Origin of the sequence: Corynebacterium kutscheri (assembly GCF_000980835.1) — a bacterium.
In the GTDB taxonomy this organism is placed as follows: Bacteria; Actinomycetota; Actinomycetes; order Mycobacteriales; family Mycobacteriaceae; genus Corynebacterium; species Corynebacterium kutscheri.
Genome location: NZ_CP011312.1, coordinates 1,301,479 through 1,320,248, shown reverse-complemented (window position 1 = coordinate 1,320,248; position 18,770 = coordinate 1,301,479). Strand labels below are relative to the sequence as shown.

Here is an 18,770-nt window from a genome sequence, read left to right as displayed (position 1 = left end):
TTGTTGCTAGTTGAAGTGGGATGGTTATTCGCTCAGACGGCGTGCGGCCTTGCGCGCAGCGAGCCAGGATTCTTCTAATTCAGCGGCACGAGCATCGGCAATTTGTAAGAGTTTTTCTAATTGTGTGATGTTAAGATTTCGTTCCAGCCGGGCATGCATTCGGGAAGTAAAGCGATCTGAAGTATTGACTAAATAGTGAAAGCGCTCGATCGCTTCTTCTTGACAGTCGAGATCAGCTAGTGCTGGGCGGTACAGGGTACGATCAGCAATGGTCTCGGTGGACTGACCATGAAGGAAATCATGATACTGATCCAAAACATCTTGGATGTCTTCCATCGATAGGGTAATGCTAGAACGCAGCGCGGCTGTTTCTTTTTCATCAGGAGTGAAATGAATCAGCAGGTAGCTTGATAACAAGATAAATGAAGCTAGTACTACCCCAGGAAATTTAAGTAACCAGATTAGAACAAGGCAACCGATGACGATCACAATAAGAGGCCATCGAGGCCGTTGTGCGTTGATGGGAAGTCCGTCAAAATCTGGCATAATGACGATCATTGTACCGAATCTTGGTATAAACAGGGAATAAAATATAACAAATAAGTAATGTTCTGTTTTTGCTTCCGTGGTGATAAAAGTAAATTAAACCTGGTGGATAGGGTGAAAATGGATAAGAAAAGCGCCCAATGGTAAACATTGGGCGTTGAGTCTGTTCTTAAAATAGGGTGTGGTGAAATAGGTATGGTGTTAAAATTTCATTAGTGTCCACAGCCGCAGCCACCGGAACCACAACCGCCCCCGCCGGAACCACAACCTTGAGGAGCAATAATAGAACCAACCATGACTGCCGATCCAGCAAGTACTGAATTTTTCACTGGTAATTCAATGGTGTCCGGGAGGCAAACATCGAAAGCAAAAGAACCGTCGACAGTAGCATGGATAAAACGCTCGCCAGTGAGGGAATTTGTACGGTAGTCAGCCTCTAGTACACGAGCGCTAAAAGTTGCGCTGGCATCAGGGGTAGTGGCACCATCATTAATTTTTTGTGCGCCGAGAGAAGTTAATGTACCGACTTTATTACCAGTAGTTTCTTCAAAGTCGGCAACCGTTTCATAGTAAGCCACATCAGTAGCTAGAGCGGTGACAGCAACTTGTTGCCAGCGTTGTTCAGGTTCGTCGATAAGCAAAGGTCCTTGAGCTAGGTTTAAGGTAACTGTAGTTACTGGTTGATCGTTGTAATCGACAATTTCACACAGTGCTAACACATCATTGATCATGCTGACGTGTCCAAAGCTAAGCGCTACGGATTCGAAACCAGCAAAAGTAGCAAAAGGTTCAACTGCGAGAATATTAATTTGAGCGCCCGAGGAATCAGAATATTGGATTAATTGACCGCCGCGAACTTCCCCAGTGACGGTGAGTTTATTGGTAGCGATGGCCGCTTCAACTGCGTCCTGCCACTTATCAAATTTCATACCTAGGCTTAACAGGTCTGTGCTCATAGCTGCCCATCTTACGTGGTTGTGAGTCCTGATGTGCGTATCGAAGTGTCGTGATCTGCGCCCTAGTTTTTGGTATGCAGTAGTAGTTCGGGATCAGTGAGCTTATAACGGTGTTTTCAGCTATGGCTAGGTGATGGCTGAGTGAAAAAATCTTCTATGCCTGAAGAGAAAACCTGTAATTGGTAGCGATGACCAGCACATCTATGTAAGAATGAGGAGAACTATTATGACTAAAAATAATTTTAAACCTGAATTTAACCGTGATCAGCAGCCGCAGGAATCTGAGACTAAAAAGAAATACTCATTAGGTGCTCATACTCAAGAGCCTAAAAATAGTGTGAGAGATTCGCTATTAGATAAGGCTTTTAGTGATCATTTACCTACTCAACCGGCGGAACCACACAGTGAGGATCTTACTGGCTTGATCCGATCTGGTACTGACGACGAGATTTTTGATACCAGTTTGTTGGATCAGTTTTCGAATCAGCACGCTCCAACTACCGGTGAACTTGACTTAGAAGCTCGTTCTTCTTTACGACGATTGACTCGTGGTAGTGAAATCCATGCTACTGATCAAGATGATGGCTATGACGTTGAGTATCGAAAACTGCGTCTAGAAAGAGTCATCCTTGTAGGAGTGTGGACTAGCGGCACTACCGCTGAAATTGAAGCGACAATGAATGAACTAGCAGCACTAGCTGAAACTGCTGGTTCGGAAATCGTCGATATGCTCTACCAAAAACGAGATCGACCCGATCCAGGTACCTATATCGGTTCTGGCAAAGTAAAAGAGCTTGCTGAGATTGTGCAAGCAACCGGTGTTGATACAGTGGTTTGTGATGGTGAATTATCCCCTGGTCAGATGATTGCTTTAGAAAAAGCATTAGACGTTAAAGTCATTGACCGCACCATGCTTATTTTGGATATTTTTGCTCAACATGCCAAGAGCAAAGAAGGCAAAGCACAAGTATCACTAGCACAGATGGAATATTTAATTACGCGTGTGCGTGGTTGGGGTGGTGCATTATCACGCCAGGCTGGTGGTAGAGCAGGTTCTAATGGCGGCGTGGGTTTGCGTGGTCCTGGCGAAACCAAAATTGAGGCAGATCGTCGTCGATTGCGTGCAGATATGGCGAAATTGCGTAAAGAAATCGCTGGCATGAAAACTGCTCGTGAGATTAAACGCTCCCAGCGACGTGCTGCTACAATCCCACAGATCGCAATTGCTGGATACACCAATGCTGGTAAGTCATCGTTGATTAACGCTATGACTGGTGCTGGGGTACTAGTAGAAGATGCTTTATTTGCCACCTTGGATCCTACTACCCGGCGTGCAGAACTTGGTGATGGTCGTACGGTAGTGTTTACCGACACTGTGGGATTTGTACGCCATTTACCTACCCAGTTAGTGGAAGCATTCCGTTCTACCTTAGAAGAAGTGGTAGAAGCTGATCTTGTGCTACACGTCGTTGATGGTTCTGATCCTTTCCCATTAAAACAAATTGAAGCAGTCAATGGGGTTATTAGCGATATTGTTCGAGAACTGGGAGTAGAAGCGCCACCAGAGATCATTGTGGTTAATAAGATTGATGCTGCTGATCCGTTAGTTTTGGCAGAGCTGAAACATGCGTTTGACGACGTTATTTTTGTTTCTGCACACACTGGGCAAGGGATTCCAGAGCTAGAGACCCGAGTAGAACTTTTCCTTAATACTTTGGATGCTCATGTTGAATTACTTATCCCATTTACTCGTGGTGATATTGTTTCACGCTTGCATGAGCAGGCAACTGTTGTTTACGAGGAATATACCGACGCTGGTACCAAACTAGATATTCGCTTGCCGCAGTCGATGGCAGATGAATTAAAAGAGTTTATTGTGACCAGTTAAGTAGAGTAGATATTAAATAACTAAAAATGAAGCAATAAGAACTGTATTCTTATTGCTTCATTTATTTTCATGATGTGGTTAGAAAATTGTGAAAAAGAGCTCTGACAACGGATAATGTACGTTCGTGAGTATTTCTACATGGCGCTGGACTGTGCATGGTGATGGTAAGCATATCGAACCAGGAGCGATTGTTGCTCCAGATCAGCGATTGAGCTGGACACGAACTATTGGTATTGGTATGCAGCATGTAATTGCAATGTTTGGTGCAACACTTTTGGTTCCTACTCTGACCGGTTTTCCAGTTAACACGACGTTATTATTTTCTGGTTTAGGCACCATGATTTTTCTGCTCATTACCCGTAATCGGTTACCGTCGTATTTGGGTAGTTCTTTTGCTTTTATTGCTCCACTGATGGCTAGCCAATCAGAAGGCATTGGGGTGCAGCTCGGCGGCGTGGTTGCTGTGGGTATTACCTTGATTATCGTTGGTTTTATCGTAAAAGCTTTAGGTAAACGGGTACTTGATTTGGTGATGCCACCAGCAGTAACCGGCGCTATCGTGGCTTTGATTGGTTTGAACTTGGCACCAGCGGCAACAACAAACTTTGTTTCGCAACCAGGTGTGGCAGCAGTGACGTTATTTGCCATCTTATTATTTACTGTTGGTGGTAGAGGAATGATGGCTCGTTTGGGTATTTTGCTCGGCGTGATAATCGGTTGGATTTATGCAGCTCTAAGTGGAAATTTATCGGAAAATGCAGCTGAAACAATTGCTGCTGCTTCGTGGGTTGGATGGCCTGAGTTTCATACTCCAGTTTTTACGCAGTCAGCTATTTTGGTTACCTTACCCGTAGTTATTGTACTTATTGCGGAAAATGTTGGACACGTAAAAGCAGTCAGTGAAATGACTGGTAAAAATATTGATGATATTGCCGGAGATGCTTTAATCGCAGATGGTGTTGGTACTACTTTAGCCGGTGGTTTTGGTGGTTCAGGAACTACAACATATGCAGAAAATATTGGCGTTATGGCTGCCACTAAAGTGTATTCGACGGCCGCATATTGGGTAGCTGCTTTAACTGCAGTGGTCTTGGCTTTTATCCCTAAATTTGGTGCCCTGATTTTTACTATCCCTAGCGGTGTACTTGGTGGTGCTGCGATTGTCCTTTATGGTTTGATTGGCATGCTCGGGGTACGTATTTGGCAAGATAATAAGGTTAATTTTAATAATCCAGTGAATCTTACAATGGCGGCAGTAGCGTTAGTTGCTGGTATTGGTGATCTGACCTTGAGTATATTTGGCTTAGAACTCCAAGGTATTGCTTGGGGATCCATGGGGATTATTGTTTTATATCCTCTTATGAAATGGATTTATACCTATATCGGTGAAGGCAACGGTGCTAAATATTAACCCTAGAACGCGCTTAGGCTAGCTAGAACGGAGTAATTCTAGCTAGCTTTGGTTGGATATACAGCGTTTTTGTAGGAACTGAGATAGTCCCAGGCATGGGTATTAAAAATGTGCTTGGGGTATGAAAAATCCGGTGTGTTAAAGCCATTTTTTGTGGTTCAATACACCGGATTTTTATGCTGAATTAATTTTTACTCAGCGTCGAGATCTTTCTCGATAAGAGCAGCAATCTTTTCGACGGCTTCAGCGTTCTCGGAAGTAACGGTAACCTTGTCACCCTTTTCAGCGCCCAGAGCCATGATCATGAGAGAAGAAGCAGCATCGGTTTCATCATCGTCTTCGCCTTCGAGAGCGAGGAAGATCTCCTCATCGTACTCACCGGCAGCTTCAGCGATGATAGAAGCAGGACGTGCGTGCAGGCCGACGGCGGAGCCGACCACAACGGTCTTGGAAGCCATGAAATGGTCCTTTCATTGTGCCCACCCGTTCATGTGATTGGGGAAAGGGCGCTGTGATAGTGATATATGAGTGCTTCTATATTGATATCTAGAAGACCTGTGTCCGATTGTAGGCGGGAATGAATTACTTCGCTATGCAAAATGTGGGAAAATCCGAAAAAATATATGTGATTTATCTCGTTTGATTCCGTTTCTTCCCGAATTTGTTCTGTTTTATTGTTTGAACGGAGGTTTTCCTACTTAAAAAGCGCCCTCCACAGTGGGAAAGCGCTTTTATATCGAGAATTATTTTTAGTAGCTGCCAGTAGCTAATAATCTACTAGGCAGCAACTTTTTCTGCTTTTGCAGCAGCTGCTTCAATGGTCTTATTAGGCCATAGTTGTTTTAAAGCAATTACTGCTGCGGCAGCGGTAGCGATACCAGCGAGCAACGCGATAATCCATCCCCAGAGTGGGTCAATGGCAAAGAACACGAAGATACCACCGTGAGGAGCGCGCGAACCAACGCCAAGCGCCATAGATAGGGCACCAGTAACTGCGCCACCAGCCATCATGGCTGGAATGACTCGGAAAGGATCGGCAGCTGCGAAAGGAATAGCACCTTCGGAGACAAAAGAGAGTCCTAATAGCCAGGCTGATTTACCGTTTTCTTGCTCTGCTGGGGTAAAGAGATTCTTGCGAATCAAAGTAGCGATAGAAAGTGCAATTGGTGGAACCATGCCAGCGGCCATAACTGCAGCCATAATTTGCATGGAAGCCTCATCACCAGTAGATAGACCAGCAGTAGCGAAGAGATATGCAGCTTTATTAACCGGGCCACCAAGATCGAAGCACATCATGAGACCCAAAATAATTCCTAGCAAAATAGCGGAGGAACCAGACATCCCAGCTAACCAGTTTTGTAGTCCGGTCATAATTGCTTCCAGTGGACGACCCAGCAATAAGAACATGGCTAGGCCGACGATGAGGGAGGTAAGCAGCGGGATAATAACTACCGGCATGAGTGAAGCAATAATACGGTGTACCTTCCACGAACCGATCCACATTGCAATCAAACCTGCGAGTAAACCGGTGACCAGACCACCAATGAAGCCAGCACCAAGGGAGATAGAGATAGCGCCACCTACGAAACCTGGTGCAATACCTGGACGTCCGGCAAGAGCATAGGCGATATAGCCCGACAAAGCCGGAACAATAAAGCCCATAGCAGCTTGGCCAATAGCAAAGAGAACAGCACCGATATAAAGCAAGAGGTCAGAGCGTTCAAAGACCATCTCGGCACCGTCAACTATAACGGTGTTACCTGGAAGATCGGTTAATGAATAACCAGTAGCGATAGCTGACCAACCATTGGCCATATCGTAACCACCGAAGAGGAAGCCTAGCGCTAGTAGCAAACCACCAGCAGCAACAAACGGCACCATATAAGAAACGCCAGTCATGACTGCTTGTTGGATGCGTTTGCCCCAGCTTAATCCAGTGCCTTCTTCTGTAGAGCTAGTAGCAGCACTGCCACTGACTGTACGAGCGTGAGGGTTCTTTGCTGCTGCGATAGCTTCTTGAATCATGATTGCAGGCTCATTGATTGCTCGTTTGACACCTGATTCAATGACCGGCTTACCAGCAAAACGTTCCCGATCTTTTACTCCCACGTCGGTAGCAAATATGACCGCGTCGGCAGCTTTGATTGTTTCTTGTGGTACCGGAGTAACCGAAGAAGAACCTTGAGTTTCCACAACCAGTTCGACCCCATCCATTTCCTGAGCGGTTTGGGTGAGCGAATCGGCAGCCATATAGGTGTGTGCAATACCAGTTGGGCAGGCAGTAATAGCCACGATGCGGGTGACATCGGAGTTTGGTGTTGAATCGGTTGGTGGAGCTGCTACTGAAGTAGCTTTTTTCTTCGGTTCAGCATTGATTACTTCAGTAACTAGTGTGACGATCTCTGTTTCTGTTTGTGCATCACGAAGAGCTTGGACAAAGTCTTTGCGAACAAGAGCACGAGCCAGTTTAGAGAGAATCTTGAGGTGTTCTTTTCCGCCGCCAGCCGGAGCTGCGATAAGGAAGACCAGGTTGGCCGCTCCATCAGGCCCGGAGAAGTCTACGGCTTCACTTAAGCGTGCAAAGGCCAGCGTTGGTACGCTGACTGCCTCAGAGCGGCAGTGTGGGATAGCAATGCCACCCGGAACGCCAGTGCCAGATTTTGCTTCACGGGTCAAGGCATCGTTAGCAAGTTGCTCAGCGGAGTTAGCACGGTGTGCATCTGCAACAATCTGTGCCAAAGCTGTGATTACACCGGTGGTGTCGGTGCCTAACTTGCGATCAAGCGCGACAAGGTCGGTGGTGATAATAGGTTCAGACATAGGTTGAATCCTTGTGTCACTGGGGCCAAAGCTTCACAAACTTTTAGGCCTCGGCCCGCATTAATAAGAGGTTATGAAATTATGTCAGACCAGTGTGCGGATGGTTGTTTCCGCAATATTTACTTGGTCTGGGGTCGGAATGGTGGTACCAGGTAGACTTGCCGCCGCAGTGCCGTAAGCAACGCCTTGTCGTAGACATTCATCAAGAGGTTTGCCATCAGTGTGCGCCATGATAAAACCTGCCAAAGTACAATCGCCAGCACCAACAGTTGATAGAATTTTTGCTGGTGGTGGGGTTGCTACCCAGGCATTATTTGTGGTAACAAGAACAGCGCCGGCACTACCTAGAGTAACTAGCACATGTTCTACACCGCGTACTACCATCTTACGTGCAGCTTCTATAACGGGTAAATAGTTACCTTTTTCGGCCTGTGCTTCTAGTTCAAGACCATTGACGCCGACAAGCTGGCCGAGTTCCATGCCATTAGGTTTTAGAATGCTTGGAGCAGTTGACTCTAATTGTTGACTAAGCGCAATAAGTGGGGCATCTGAGGTATCGATTGCAACTTTGATGTTTGGATAGTTCTTATATAAAAGTTGGGTTAACTGAGCATACCAATCTTGTGGAACTCCAGGTGGTAAGGAACCAGCAAGAACTGCCCATTCGGCGTGAGCGCAGTGATCAATAAGGAGCTTTTCGACGGCTCGTTGCTGTTGTTCAGTTAAAGTAGCACCTTGACCATTTAGTTTTGTAGTAGTGCCGTCTGTTTCAGTAATAGCTGTGTTTACTCGTACCGGCTCGGTAACAGATACAGTTGCGCAGGGGAGTTCCTGGTTTTTCACTAAGGTGATGAAAGGATCATCGGCTGCGGCAGGAAATAGCGCGATAGTCTTTTTTGCGGCAGCTAAAACTGCTCCAGAAACATTGATTCCCTTGCCGCCAGCAACGCGTTGGCTTCCGGTTAGACGGTGAACTTGGCCGCGTTCAAGTGTGGTACCTAGATTGAAAGTGGCATCAATACTAGGGTTAGGGGTTAGTGTGACTATCATGGAATCACCAATTCAGGGTCGAAATTACGTAATGAGTCAATATTTGATTGGCTGATATTTTTATCAGTGACAATAAAGTTCAGGTCATTTAGAGCTGCGAAAGTTTCCACTGAATCTTTGCCAATTTTGGTGGAGTCGCATAGTGCAACAGAAATATTTGATTGATGCAGCATGGCTGTTTTCATATCGGCTTCTCGCGGATCAGAGGTAGTTAATCCTCTATCAATGCTAAGTCCGGTAGTACCTAGGAAAGCGATATCAGCACGCAAATTTTTTAATGCTTCGGTTGCTTGAGGCCCAACTATGGCTTGAGTCCGTGCTTTGACAATACCGCCCACGATAGAAACACTTGGTACTCCTGCTGTGGCTAAACTGCGGGCAATATTGGGGGAGTTGGTTACGACAACCCAGGATTGACCGACATAGTGCCTGGCCAGAGTATTAGCAAAGGCTTCAGTGGTAGAACCAGCATCAATAAAAATAGAAGCACAAGGGCTAGGAATAAGTTCTAAAGCAGCTTGAGCAATAGCTTGTTTGCGTCGCTGTGATTGATGAATCGGAAGGTCATTTACTTCATCAACAGCAAGGAGGTCGCTAGGTGAAGTACCGCCGCCGATAATAGCTCCCCCGTGTACTCGGCGCAGTAGGCCTTGTGTCTCTAGTTGTTTGAGGTCGCGGCGAATTGTTTCTGGAGTGACATCAAATTGTTGAGCTAAATGAGCAACGCTACATCGTCCTAATTGTTCGGTAATCGCAACAATTGTTGTTTGTCGATCGCTGACTTCGGCAAGTGTGGCCATATTCACCTCCTGGTGTCTGATCGTTTTTGAGTGATGCCCGTGGTGACTTTTTATGGCCACGACATGCTTTTATTGTTATTGGTTATGCATTTTTTAAGTCCATTGTGAGGGCTAGTTCTTAAAAATGTTGGTTCTAACGCCTAATTTATGCCCATTTCTTTTTGAATGTCAATATTTTCTTGTTTGATTGGTTGCGAGAGTGTGGATTTTGTGGTGATGTAGAGGGAGGTAATCCGCCATATGTGAAGATAGGTGAGAAAAATTGGATAACGTGATAAAAGACACTGTTATTAAGGGAACAGCTGTCGTCCCCGGCGTCCGATATGCAAAGGCAGTGTGGATTAGTCCACGCCCAGAACTTCCACATGCTGGAGACGTCATTGATGAATCTTTGCGTGAAGCGGAAAAAGAGCGTTTTGCAGCAGCTGCTGATTTGGTTGCCTCCCGCTTATTAGAGCGTTCTGCTACCGCTAAAGGTGCTGCGGCAGGAATTTTGAAGGCTACTGCTGGAATGGTTAATGACCGAGGCTGGCGCAAAGCAGTTAATAAAGGCATTCAAGGTGGTCACCCCGCGGCTTATGCAGTGGTGGCAGCAACTACCAAGTTTGTCACCATGTTTGAGGCTGCTGGCGGCGTTATGGCAGAACGTACAACCGACTTGCGGGATATTCGTGACCGTGTGATCGCTGAGTTACGTGGTGAAAAAGAACCCGGTTTGCCAGACGTTTCCGAGCAGGTCATTCTGTTTGCTGATGATCTTTCGCCAGCAGATACTGCTGCTTTAAATACCGAATATTTTGTTGGTTTGGTTACTGAGCTAGGTGGACCAACAAGCCATACTGCAATTTTGGCTCGACAGCTTAACGTTCCATGTATCGTGGCTGTTGGTGACAAAATTTCGCAAATTTCTGCTGGTGATCCAGTGCTTGTCGATGGTGCCCTTGGCACAATTACTCTCGGCGCTGATCCAGAAACTGCGAAGCAGGCTGAGCAAGAGTCGAAACTCTTAGCAGAACGAATTTCTCAATGGCGTGGTCCTGCCCAAACTAAAGATGGGTACCGGGTACAGCTACTGGCTAATGTGCAAGATGGTAAGGCTGCCCGCATTGCAGCTACTGAGAGCCAAGCTGAAGGTATTGGGTTGTTCCGCACTGAAATGTGTTTCTTGTCGGCGACCAAGGAACCTAGTGTAGATGAGCAAGCGGAGGTATATAAGAAGGTTCTTGAGCAGTTCCCTGAGTCGAAGGTAGTGGTTCGTTCTCTCGATGCTGGTTCTGATAAACCAGTTGCTTTTGCAAGCATGGCTGATGAGATGAACCCAGCACTTGGTGTGCGTGGTTTACGTGTTGCTCGTGCTAATGAAGCATTGCTTACCCGCCAGTTAGATGCTATTGCAAAGGCTGCCTCTGATTTGGGTCGTGGCGATGAAGCTCCGACATGGGTGATGGCACCGATGGTTGCTACTGCTAGGGAAGCAAAATGGTTTGCTGGTCTATGCGCTGAGCGCGGCCTTATTGCAGGTGCGATGATTGAGGTTCCCGCTGCAGCGTTGATGGCCGATAAACTCATGCCACATCTAGACTTTGTTTCTATTGGTACTAATGATTTAACCCAGTACACAATGGCAGCTGACCGAATGAGTCCACAGTTGGCTTATTTGACCGATCCATGGCAACCAGCGGTACTCCGGTTGATTCAGCATACGTGTGAAGAAGGTAAGCGTTTTAATACCGCTGTTGGGGTATGCGGTGAAGCTGCTGCGGATCCACTGTTGGCATGTGTGCTTACAGGTTTAGGGGTGAACTCGCTTTCTGCAGCTTCAACAGCAGTTGCTGGTGTCGGTGCTCAGCTGGCAGCAGTAGATTTTGAAACTTGCCAAAAAGCTGCAGACGCAGCGATTAATGCTGAGGGTGCTACTGAAGCACGTGCATTAGTACGCGCTATTTTAGAACCATAATTTTTAAGTTTAATCTTCTGACTAAGACTCACCCAAAGGGTGAGTCTTTTTTAGTTGGTTGTAGTTAGCGAATGCTGCCACGTAGATAAGCAAAAATAGCGTCACAGTGTGTGACGCTATGAAAAATTACTTTATCTTGCTTTTGTTAGAAGTATTTTATGGGGCGACAATGACTTCTACGTCGCGCTCGCGTAGAGCACGAACAAAACTTTCGGGTGCATTCGAGTCAGTGATAACTACATCAATATCTGAGACCGAACCGAAGCTAACCAAGTAATCAGTGCCCATTTTGGAGGCATCACAAAGTACAACCACCTTGTGTGCATTAGTAATCATGGTTGATTTAATAGCTGCTTCTTGGGAATCTGCGGTAGAAAGCCCATGATCAAGGGTTAGTGCATTGGTTCCAATAAAAGCTACATCAGCACGCATCAGAGCTAGTGTACGCAAAGCGGTATCACCAACAACTGCTTGGGTAATAGCACGGACAGTGCCACCAAGAAGTTGAACCTCATCAGCACCAGAATTAGCAAGTGAGAGTGCAATATTTAAGCTGTTGGTTACGATCGAGAGCATGTGTGACTGTGGCTGTGCGCCAATGAGATCAGCTAGCGCCGCAGTGGTTGTCCCAGCATCGAGGAAAATGCCTCCCATATCTTCAGGAAGAAAGCGCAGTGCTTCACGCGCAATAGAGTTTTTTGCTCCGGAGGCTGAGCGGGCGCGAGCATCGAGACTGAATTCAGTGGTTTGAAACGTTTGATTAGCTACGGCACCACCATGGACACGATGAACAACGCCTTCACGATCTAAAACTGCGAGATCGCGACGGATGGTTTCAGCGGTAACGTCGAAGCGACTGGCTAATTCAGTAACATTAACGCGGCCTTCCACAGCGGTTAAAGACGCAATCTGACGACGACGCTCCTCCGAGTACATTGTTCACCTTCCTTGGACTGTTTTGCTGGGTAGGGTTCAAACTTAAACACCACACAAAGCAACGTAGCGGTAGACATTTTCTGTGTTTATCTAATGCATCTATTCTTCCACGCTAATGTGAAACCGGGAGCATTTTTGGGATTATTTCGGCTATATTCGGGCACGATACAAAATAACGTGCTGGATTTTAGCGAAAAAGAACAAGGTGAGCGGTGAAAAACAAAACAAAGTGGGCATTATCTCACAGAAGGGAAAAGAGCTTCTGTCGCCTAATTTGGGGGTAAGGAAAGAGATGAATGCCCACGAGAAATACACAGAATTCTGTGTGCGGTTTTGATTGCTATATGTGAGAAATAGATTAAAGTTTTCGTAAAACTGAGACCACTTTACCCATAATTTCTGCATGGGTTCCATCTATTGGATCGAATGCTTCATTATGTGGAAGCAACCATATACCAGATTTGTCTTTGTGGAATTCCTTGACGGTTGCTTCGCCTTCGATGAGGGCGGCAACAAAGTCGCCTTGGTTGGCAGTCGGCTGTGAGCGAATAACTACCCAGTCGCCATCAAGAATTCCGGCGTCGCGCATGGATTCGCCAATAACTTGTAGCATGAAAAGCTCACCATCACCTACAATTTCTGCTGGTAATGGATAATAAACTTCAATATTTTCTTCAGCAAGTATGGGATAGCCAGCTGCAATACTGCCCATGACTGGGATCATATGGGCGGCGGTATTGAATTCTTCCGGAGTTGCTGCAGTGTTGATTGCTAGGCCAGGTTTCTTTTTATTTGTTGTTTCTGGCAATGCTCGAACATCCACAGCGCGAGGTTTATTAGGATCGCGACGAAGAAACCCTTTTTTTTCCAACATTTTCAATTGATATGCCACTGAAGATGTTGACTGCAATCCGGCTGCGTCGCCGATTTCGCGAATGCTAGGCGGATAGCCACGCAGTAGGACGGCATCGTGAATCACTTCAAGGATTCTGCGTTGTCGGGCACTAAGGGAAGAGGCATCGGGTTTCGAATTAGAAGATTGCTTAGCCATTGTTATTCCTAGATTTTATTGATTAAACCTATGTTTTATCTTGTGAGGATGGGTATATTTTCAACTCAGGTGTTCGAATAGATATTAAATCTAGGTGTCGAACAGTTTATGTGTTAATGGCTTTAACCATAGCATCTTTTCCTGACCATGGACACATGTGTTCGACTTTTTTGAAAAAAATCTTGACAACTATCGAACGGACGTTCATAATTTTGATACAAGAGTTTTTCGAACATTTATGCGTAAACGAGAAATGTAATTTCCGAATCCGTTGTTATTGTGACTGTCGATTTACTCATTCATATCAATAATTTTTTAGGAGACGACATGTCCACCACTTTTATTTCAACCACACGTTCAACTGTTTCCCGTAATGAGTTGGCTCGCCATACTGCGGCTTATCGCACACCTGTACAAAAAACTAGCCCAATTAGTGTGTGGGATGGCGAGCCTATTCTTGCTACAACAGGAGATAAGTATTCGGTTCGCACGTTAAATAACACCGCTTATCGGGTGCATTCTCAGAAATATGCTTGGCATAGTCCGCATGTAAATATACAAAAAATAGAAAAACGAAAAGAAATTCTACGAAATGGAATTTTTGGTGGTTTATTTGGACTTACCCTTACCATAGGTTTGCTGGTTGCAAGTCCAACTGCCGAAGAACCGGTAGGAACACCAGCAACCGTTGCTAGGGTAAATACACAGTAAATTTAGCTACAAAACCCTATTAGTTAGCCGTTATCTTATAGTGAGGAAAAGCTCCTTTTCTGGAAACGACAATAATTCTAAAATACGTAGGATAGAAGTCGGCTTAACTAATAGTAGAAGTGAGAGTAGATGTATTGCCCGTTTTGCCAGCACAATAACTCTAAGGTTATTGATTCGCGAATGATTGACGCTGGTACAGCTATTAGGCGACGTAGAGAATGCACTTCTTGCGCCGGCAGATTTACTACAGTTGAAAAAGCACAATTGCTTGTTGTCAAACGTAATGGTCTAATGGAACCTTTTAGTCGAGACAAAGTTATTGTTGGTGTCAGTAGAGCTTGCCAAGGCAGAGACGTTGGCGAAGATGCTTTAAAAAAGCTTGCTCAACAGGTTGAATCAAATATTCGCAGTCAAGGAAGTTCACAAGTTAATGCCAATGATATCGGTTTAGCTATTCTTGATCCGCTGCGAGAATTAGATGAGGTTGCTTATCTTCGCTTTGCTTCAGTGTATAAGTCTTTTGAAAGCGCGGATGATTTTGAGTCTGAGATACGTCTTATGCGGCGTCGTGATCGCACCGCTTGATTATCAGTAGAATCACGACGCCGATTACTGAATGCGTTTTATGATGCAGACAGATTGTTGATTGCTTTGGAGATTTTACGTTCGCTCACTGATTGAGCGGTGCCTAATCGTTGAGCAAATAGACTTACCCGAAGCTCTTGTAACATCCATTGGATTTCGCGAACTTTTTTCACTGGTGCTTGAGAATTAGGTAGCTCAGCTAAACGTTTCTTTAGCTGAGATTCCAAAGAATTTACAACATATTGACGATCTGCATCACGATCTGGGAAATGCTCCATATCCGCTAAACGCAACTGCATTGCTTGAAGATAGCGTGGTAAGTGTTTCAAATGTTCCATGCCATGAATCGCAATGGCATTTTTAGGCAGCAGGAACTTGAGTTGATTTTTAAGATCATCAATTGCAGGACCAGACCATTTTTTTAATTCACTATCCACCGCATAGTAAGCAATTAATGCTGGTGCAATGGCAACAATAGTTTGGCGAACTAGCCCAGGAACTTGCGGTTTAATTGCTGCGAGTAGTTGTGCGAATTTTTCTGGATCACGTACGACACCACCGTGGCTTAATAAAAGATCACGAGTGGCTGCAACACGTGCATCATCGACTAACCCGGTAACCCCACCATGCGGGAAATTTTCTACCCCTACTCGTTGCTTGATGGCTAAACCATTAACCATTTTTTGTGCATTAACTGGAATTTCACGTAACAATAAGGTCAAGGTGGCGGTCAACATGGAAGCGTCAGCTTCTTGACGAGTACCAACAACTTTTACTGCCACACCATTTTTTGTTGCTACCAGTGTGGGGTAGGCAGTGACTTTCTGCCCATCAACAGTGCTGATAATTTCTTCTTTAATTACTCCTAAAGTTTGGTTGGTCCATTCTGCTACCTCTTCTTGTTCAGCAATACGGCTTACCCGAGATACCGATGCTTTAATCTGATGTTGACGACGATGTTTAAGTTCATCAAGATTACGCGAAGCATCAATGATAGTTCCACGTCGATCTACTGCTGCAAAGCGCATACGCAAATGATCAGGAACTTGTGCGAAATCGAAGTCATTAGCATTGATGCCGCGACCGCCAAGCTGGCGAAGTTGATCGGCAAGTTGCACTGTTAACTCGCCAGCATTGGGATCTAAGGAATCGATGACTAATTGAGCATAATTAGGTGCCGGTACAACTTGACGACGTAAATGCTTAGGCAAACTTTTTATTAGTGCGGTAACTAGTTCAATCCGCATACCTGGTACCAGCCATTCAAATCCTTCATTGCGTAAACCAGCTAGTAATGGGATCGGAATATGGATACTTACTCCATCATCAATAGTTCCTGGCTCAAATTGATAGCTGAGTTGGAATTCAAGATTATCTTGGTGCCATATATCAGGGAATTGATCATTGGTAACAACCTCAGCCTCTTTGCTAAGTAACTGCTCTGGATCGAAATCTAACAGGGCAGGGGAGTTCGATTCAGTTTTACGCCACCAACGATCAAAACTATGCGCATTAGTGATATGTGCCGGTATACGTTGATCGTAGAAGGTAAAGAGTCTCTCCTCATCAACAATAAGATCACGGCGACGCGCTTTAGCTTCAATATTGGCGGCGTCGGCAAGCTTTTCGACGTTACGTGCAAAGAATTTGTGTTGGGTTGTCCATTGTCCTTCAATAAGCGCATTGCGAATAAACATATCGCGAGCAGCAGCAGTATCAATTCGACTATAAGCAACTAGTCGGTCATTAATAACTGTTACTCCATAAAGTGTTGATTTTTGATGCACTAAAGCGGTGGCTTTTTTGCTCGACCACACTGGTTCAGAGTATTGGTGGCGCAGTAGATCACCAGCGATATTTTCGATCCAACGAGGATCAATGGTAGCAACATCACGTGCCCAAAGCCGGGTGGTTTCTACCAATTCAGCAGCCATAATATACTCCGGTGGCTTTTTAGCTAGAGACGAACCAGGAAAAATCATAAATTTTGTATTACGGCTGCCATGAAATTCACGACCTTCGGCTGAGCGAACACCAATATGCGAAAGCAAACCAGTGAGCAGAGATTGATGTATTAAATCAGGTTGGGATGAACTAAAGGTTTTTTCTACTGTTGTCCAACCAATCTGTTCGCCAATGCTGCGTAATTGGCGAACTAAATCCCACCACTCGCGAATACGCATGTGATGCAGGTATTCTTTTTGTACTTGGCGTCTAAATTGATTTCCGCTTAGCTGTGCGCGTAGTTCAGAGACGTATTCCCATAGCTTGAGGTAGCTAAGGAAATCACTAGTGTTGTCTTTAAAACGTGCATGGAGTTGGTCAGCATGCGCCTGATGTTCTAAGGGACGTTCACGAATATCTTGAATTGTTAAGGCTGCCACAATAATCATTGTCGCTTCTAAACAACCTAAGCGCTCTGCTTCGATGAGCATACGCGCCATGCGTGGATCAAGCGGGATGCGCGCTAAGGTACGACCAATATGAGTTAACTGTGGTTGTCCATGAGGATCTTCTTTTTGTTTGAGCGCACCAAGTTCATGCAGCAACATAAGACCGTCTCTAATAGAACGGGTATCTGGTTTTTCGATAAAAGGAAAGGCATCAATATCACCTAACTTAAGGCTTGCCATCTGCAAAATAACGCTTGCTAGATTAGTGCGTAAAATTTCCGGATCAGTAAATTCTGGTCGAGATAAGAAATCTTCTTCGGAGTACAACCTAATAGCGATACCATCTGCTACGCGTCCACAGCGTCCTGAACGCTGATTGGCACTGGCTTGTGAAATATCTTCGATAGGCAACCGTTGTACCTTGGTTCGCACTGAGTAACGAGAAATACGCGCAGTGCCAGTATCAATAACATAATGAATACCTGGAACTGTTAGTGAAGTCTCAGCGATATTAGTAGCTAATACAATGCGACGCTTGGTGTGTGGACGGAAAACACGATGCTGCTCTTCGTTGCTTAACCGACCATAAAGAGGAGTGACCTCAATGTTTTTCCATTGTTGGGTAGCAATAAGTTCCATTGCATCACGAATATCAGCCTCGCCAGCAAAGAAACATAAAATATCGCCTTCACCTTCACCCATGAGCTCAATAAGCGCATCAATAAGGCCATCGGTAGGATTGCCCACTTCATTGGGCCGATAACGTATTTCTACGGGATAGGTTCGTCCAGAGACTTCTATGATGGGGGCATCATTAAAATGTCGCGAAAAACGCTCAGGATCAATGGTTGCTGAGGTAATAATTACTTTCAGATCTGGTCGTTTAGGAAGAAGCTGCTTGAGACAACCAAGTAGAAAATCAATATTTAAACTGCGTTCATGAGCCTCATCAATAATGATGGTGTCGTAGGCATTAAGGAAACGATCACGCTGCATTTCGGCAAGCAAAATACCGTCAGTCATTAATTTGATAGCGGTTTTTTGCCCTACGCGATCATCAAAACGAATAGCGTAACCAACTGATTCGCCGATTTTTTGTCCTAATTCTTCTGCAATACGTTCGGCAACGGTACGTGCGGCTAAACGTCGTGGTTGGGTATGCCCAATAAGTCCACGCACGCCTAAGCCTAATTCCAAACAAATCTTAGGAATCTGAGTGGTTTTACCAGAACCAGTTTCACCAGCGATAATAACGACCTGATTATTGGCAATGGCTGTTTTAATATCGTCTTTTCTAGCACTAACTGGTAGCTGAATGGGATAGTTTGGCTTTGGGATAGAGTCTTTTAATTCAATTTGTTGTTGTATTGCAGACTTAACGTCTTGATTAATGGCACTAAAAGCCTTCGCAGAATGTGCGCCTGCTAGGCGGCGTCGAAAAGCACGTTCATCGCTAATACTTACTTGGGCAAGCTTTTCGACGATATTTTTACGTAATTGAACTAGTTCGGGGGCAAGTAAAGTAGGAGAATTTTTTTTCTTATGAGTGTGCTTTTTTTGAGAAGAAGATTGGGCAGACATAGTTAATGTTCTAAAGTAAGTAGCGTTTTTGGCTTTAATAGTGAAAAGTGGGTAAAGAAGATTATCCGTGAAATAGGTTCTTTTG

The 18,770-nt window shown here is 45.1% G+C and carries 14 protein-coding genes; 5 read left to right on the top strand and 9 right to left on the bottom strand.

The features are described from left to right. Window positions 1–24: 24 nt before the first annotated feature. Together UL82_RS06040 and UL82_RS06035 are read right to left on the bottom strand one after the other, a co-directional pair. Window positions 25–558, bottom strand: a complete 534-nt coding sequence (locus tag UL82_RS06040; protein WP_083966434.1) for a hypothetical protein — start codon at window positions 556–558, stop codon at window positions 25–27. A gap of 200 nt (window positions 559–758) precedes the next feature. Then, window positions 759–1,502 (bottom strand): hypothetical protein, encoded by a 744-nt coding sequence (locus UL82_RS06035; protein ID WP_046439672.1) that lies wholly within the window; start codon window positions 1,500–1,502, stop codon window positions 759–761. A gap of 226 nt (window positions 1,503–1,728) precedes the next feature. Between UL82_RS06035 and hflX the strand changes: the two genes are divergently transcribed. Together hflX and UL82_RS06025 are read left to right on the top strand one after the other, a co-directional pair. Continuing rightward, the gene (gene hflX, locus UL82_RS06030; RefSeq protein ID WP_407921672.1) at window positions 1,729–3,390 is read left to right on the top strand and encodes a GTPase HflX; all 1,662 of its coding nucleotides are present in this window, start codon (window positions 1,729–1,731) and stop codon (window positions 3,388–3,390) included. A gap of 124 nt (window positions 3,391–3,514) precedes the next feature. Then, on the top strand, window positions 3,515–4,801 hold the full coding sequence (locus UL82_RS06025; protein ID WP_046439670.1) for a uracil-xanthine permease family protein: 1,287 nt from the start codon (window positions 3,515–3,517) through the stop codon (window positions 4,799–4,801). Between the two features lie 191 nt (window positions 4,802–4,992). Here UL82_RS06025 and UL82_RS06020 read toward each other — a convergent pair whose 3' ends face one another. The 4 genes from UL82_RS06020 to UL82_RS06005 form a co-directional block, all read right to left on the bottom strand. Further along, a complete protein-coding gene (locus UL82_RS06020) occupies window positions 4,993–5,259 on the bottom strand; it encodes an HPr family phosphocarrier protein (RefSeq protein ID WP_046439668.1) in 267 nt (88 codons plus the stop codon). A gap of 319 nt (window positions 5,260–5,578) precedes the next feature. Beyond that, window positions 5,579–7,621 carry a PTS fructose transporter subunit IIABC gene (locus UL82_RS06015; RefSeq protein WP_046439666.1) on the bottom strand — a complete coding sequence of 681 codons (2,043 nt, stop codon included), beginning with the start codon at window positions 7,619–7,621 and terminating at the stop codon, window positions 5,579–5,581. An 84-nt stretch (window positions 7,622–7,705) separates the two neighbouring features. Beyond that, the gene (locus UL82_RS06010) at window positions 7,706–8,671 is read right to left on the bottom strand and encodes a 1-phosphofructokinase family hexose kinase (RefSeq protein ID WP_046439664.1); all 966 of its coding nucleotides are present in this window, start codon (window positions 8,669–8,671) and stop codon (window positions 7,706–7,708) included. Continuing rightward, a complete protein-coding gene (locus UL82_RS06005; RefSeq protein WP_046439662.1) occupies window positions 8,668–9,471 on the bottom strand; it encodes a DeoR/GlpR family DNA-binding transcription regulator in 804 nt (267 codons plus the stop codon). The genes UL82_RS06010 and UL82_RS06005 overlap by 4 nt, the downstream gene beginning before the upstream one ends. 262 nt (window positions 9,472–9,733) lie before the next feature. Between UL82_RS06005 and ptsP the strand changes: the two genes are divergently transcribed. Further along, complete coding sequence (gene ptsP, locus UL82_RS06000; RefSeq protein WP_046439661.1) at window positions 9,734–11,428, top strand: phosphoenolpyruvate--protein phosphotransferase; 1,695 nt, start codon at window positions 9,734–9,736, stop codon at window positions 11,426–11,428. Between the two features lie 156 nt (window positions 11,429–11,584). Here the strand turns inward: ptsP and UL82_RS05995 are convergent, their stop codons facing one another. Together UL82_RS05995 and lexA are read right to left on the bottom strand one after the other, a co-directional pair. Continuing rightward, window positions 11,585–12,364, bottom strand: coding sequence for a DeoR/GlpR family DNA-binding transcription regulator (locus UL82_RS05995; RefSeq protein ID WP_046439659.1), 780 nt, complete (start codon window positions 12,362–12,364; stop codon window positions 11,585–11,587). A 358-nt stretch (window positions 12,365–12,722) separates the two neighbouring features. Then, window positions 12,723–13,415, bottom strand: coding sequence for a transcriptional repressor LexA (lexA, locus tag UL82_RS05990; RefSeq protein WP_046439657.1), 693 nt, complete (start codon window positions 13,413–13,415; stop codon window positions 12,723–12,725). Window positions 13,416–13,742: 327 nt separating this feature from the next. Between lexA and UL82_RS05985 the strand changes: the two genes are divergently transcribed. Then, the gene (locus tag UL82_RS05985; RefSeq protein ID WP_046439654.1) at window positions 13,743–14,126 is read left to right on the top strand and encodes a hypothetical protein; all 384 of its coding nucleotides are present in this window, start codon (window positions 13,743–13,745) and stop codon (window positions 14,124–14,126) included. 129 nt (window positions 14,127–14,255) lie between these two features. Continuing rightward, window positions 14,256–14,711 (top strand): transcriptional regulator NrdR, encoded by a 456-nt coding sequence (gene nrdR / locus UL82_RS05980; RefSeq protein ID WP_046439653.1) that lies wholly within the window; start codon window positions 14,256–14,258, stop codon window positions 14,709–14,711. Window positions 14,712–14,749: 38 nt separating this feature from the next. Here the strand turns inward: nrdR and hrpA are convergent, their stop codons facing one another. Then, a complete protein-coding gene (gene hrpA, locus UL82_RS05975) occupies window positions 14,750–18,685 on the bottom strand; it encodes an ATP-dependent RNA helicase HrpA (protein WP_083966432.1) in 3,936 nt (1,311 codons plus the stop codon). Window positions 18,686–18,770 lie beyond the last annotated feature (85 nt).

Bases quoted from the DNA above. Each gene is read 5' to 3' on its own strand.
- UL82_RS06040 (WP_083966434.1), bottom strand. From the start codon at position 558: ATGATCGTCATTATGCCAGATTTTGACGGACTTCCCATCAACGCACAA.
- UL82_RS06035 (WP_046439672.1), bottom strand. From the start codon at position 1,502: ATGAGCACAGACCTGTTAAGCCTAGGTATGAAATTTGATAAGTGGCAG.
- hflX (WP_407921672.1), top strand. From the start codon at position 1,729: ATGACTAAAAATAATTTTAAACCTGAATTTAACCGTGATCAGCAGCCG.
- UL82_RS06020 (WP_046439668.1), bottom strand. From the start codon at position 5,259: ATGGCTTCCAAGACCGTTGTGGTCGGCTCCGCCGTCGGCCTGCACGCA.
- UL82_RS06015 (WP_046439666.1), bottom strand. From the start codon at position 7,621: ATGTCTGAACCTATTATCACCACCGACCTTGTCGCGCTTGATCGCAAG.
- UL82_RS06010 (WP_046439664.1), bottom strand. From the start codon at position 8,671: ATGATAGTCACACTAACCCCTAACCCTAGTATTGATGCCACTTTCAAT.
- UL82_RS06005 (WP_046439662.1), bottom strand. From the start codon at position 9,471: ATGGCCACACTTGCCGAAGTCAGCGATCGACAAACAACAATTGTTGCG.
- UL82_RS05995 (WP_046439659.1), bottom strand. From the start codon at position 12,364: ATGTACTCGGAGGAGCGTCGTCGTCAGATTGCGTCTTTAACCGCTGTG.
- lexA (WP_046439657.1), bottom strand. From the start codon at position 13,415: ATGGCTAAGCAATCTTCTAATTCGAAACCCGATGCCTCTTCCCTTAGT.
- UL82_RS05985 (WP_046439654.1), top strand. From the start codon at position 13,743: ATGTCCACCACTTTTATTTCAACCACACGTTCAACTGTTTCCCGTAAT.
- nrdR (WP_046439653.1), top strand. From the start codon at position 14,256: ATGTATTGCCCGTTTTGCCAGCACAATAACTCTAAGGTTATTGATTCG.
- hrpA (WP_083966432.1), bottom strand. From the start codon at position 18,685: ATGTCTGCCCAATCTTCTTCTCAAAAAAAGCACACTCATAAGAAAAAA.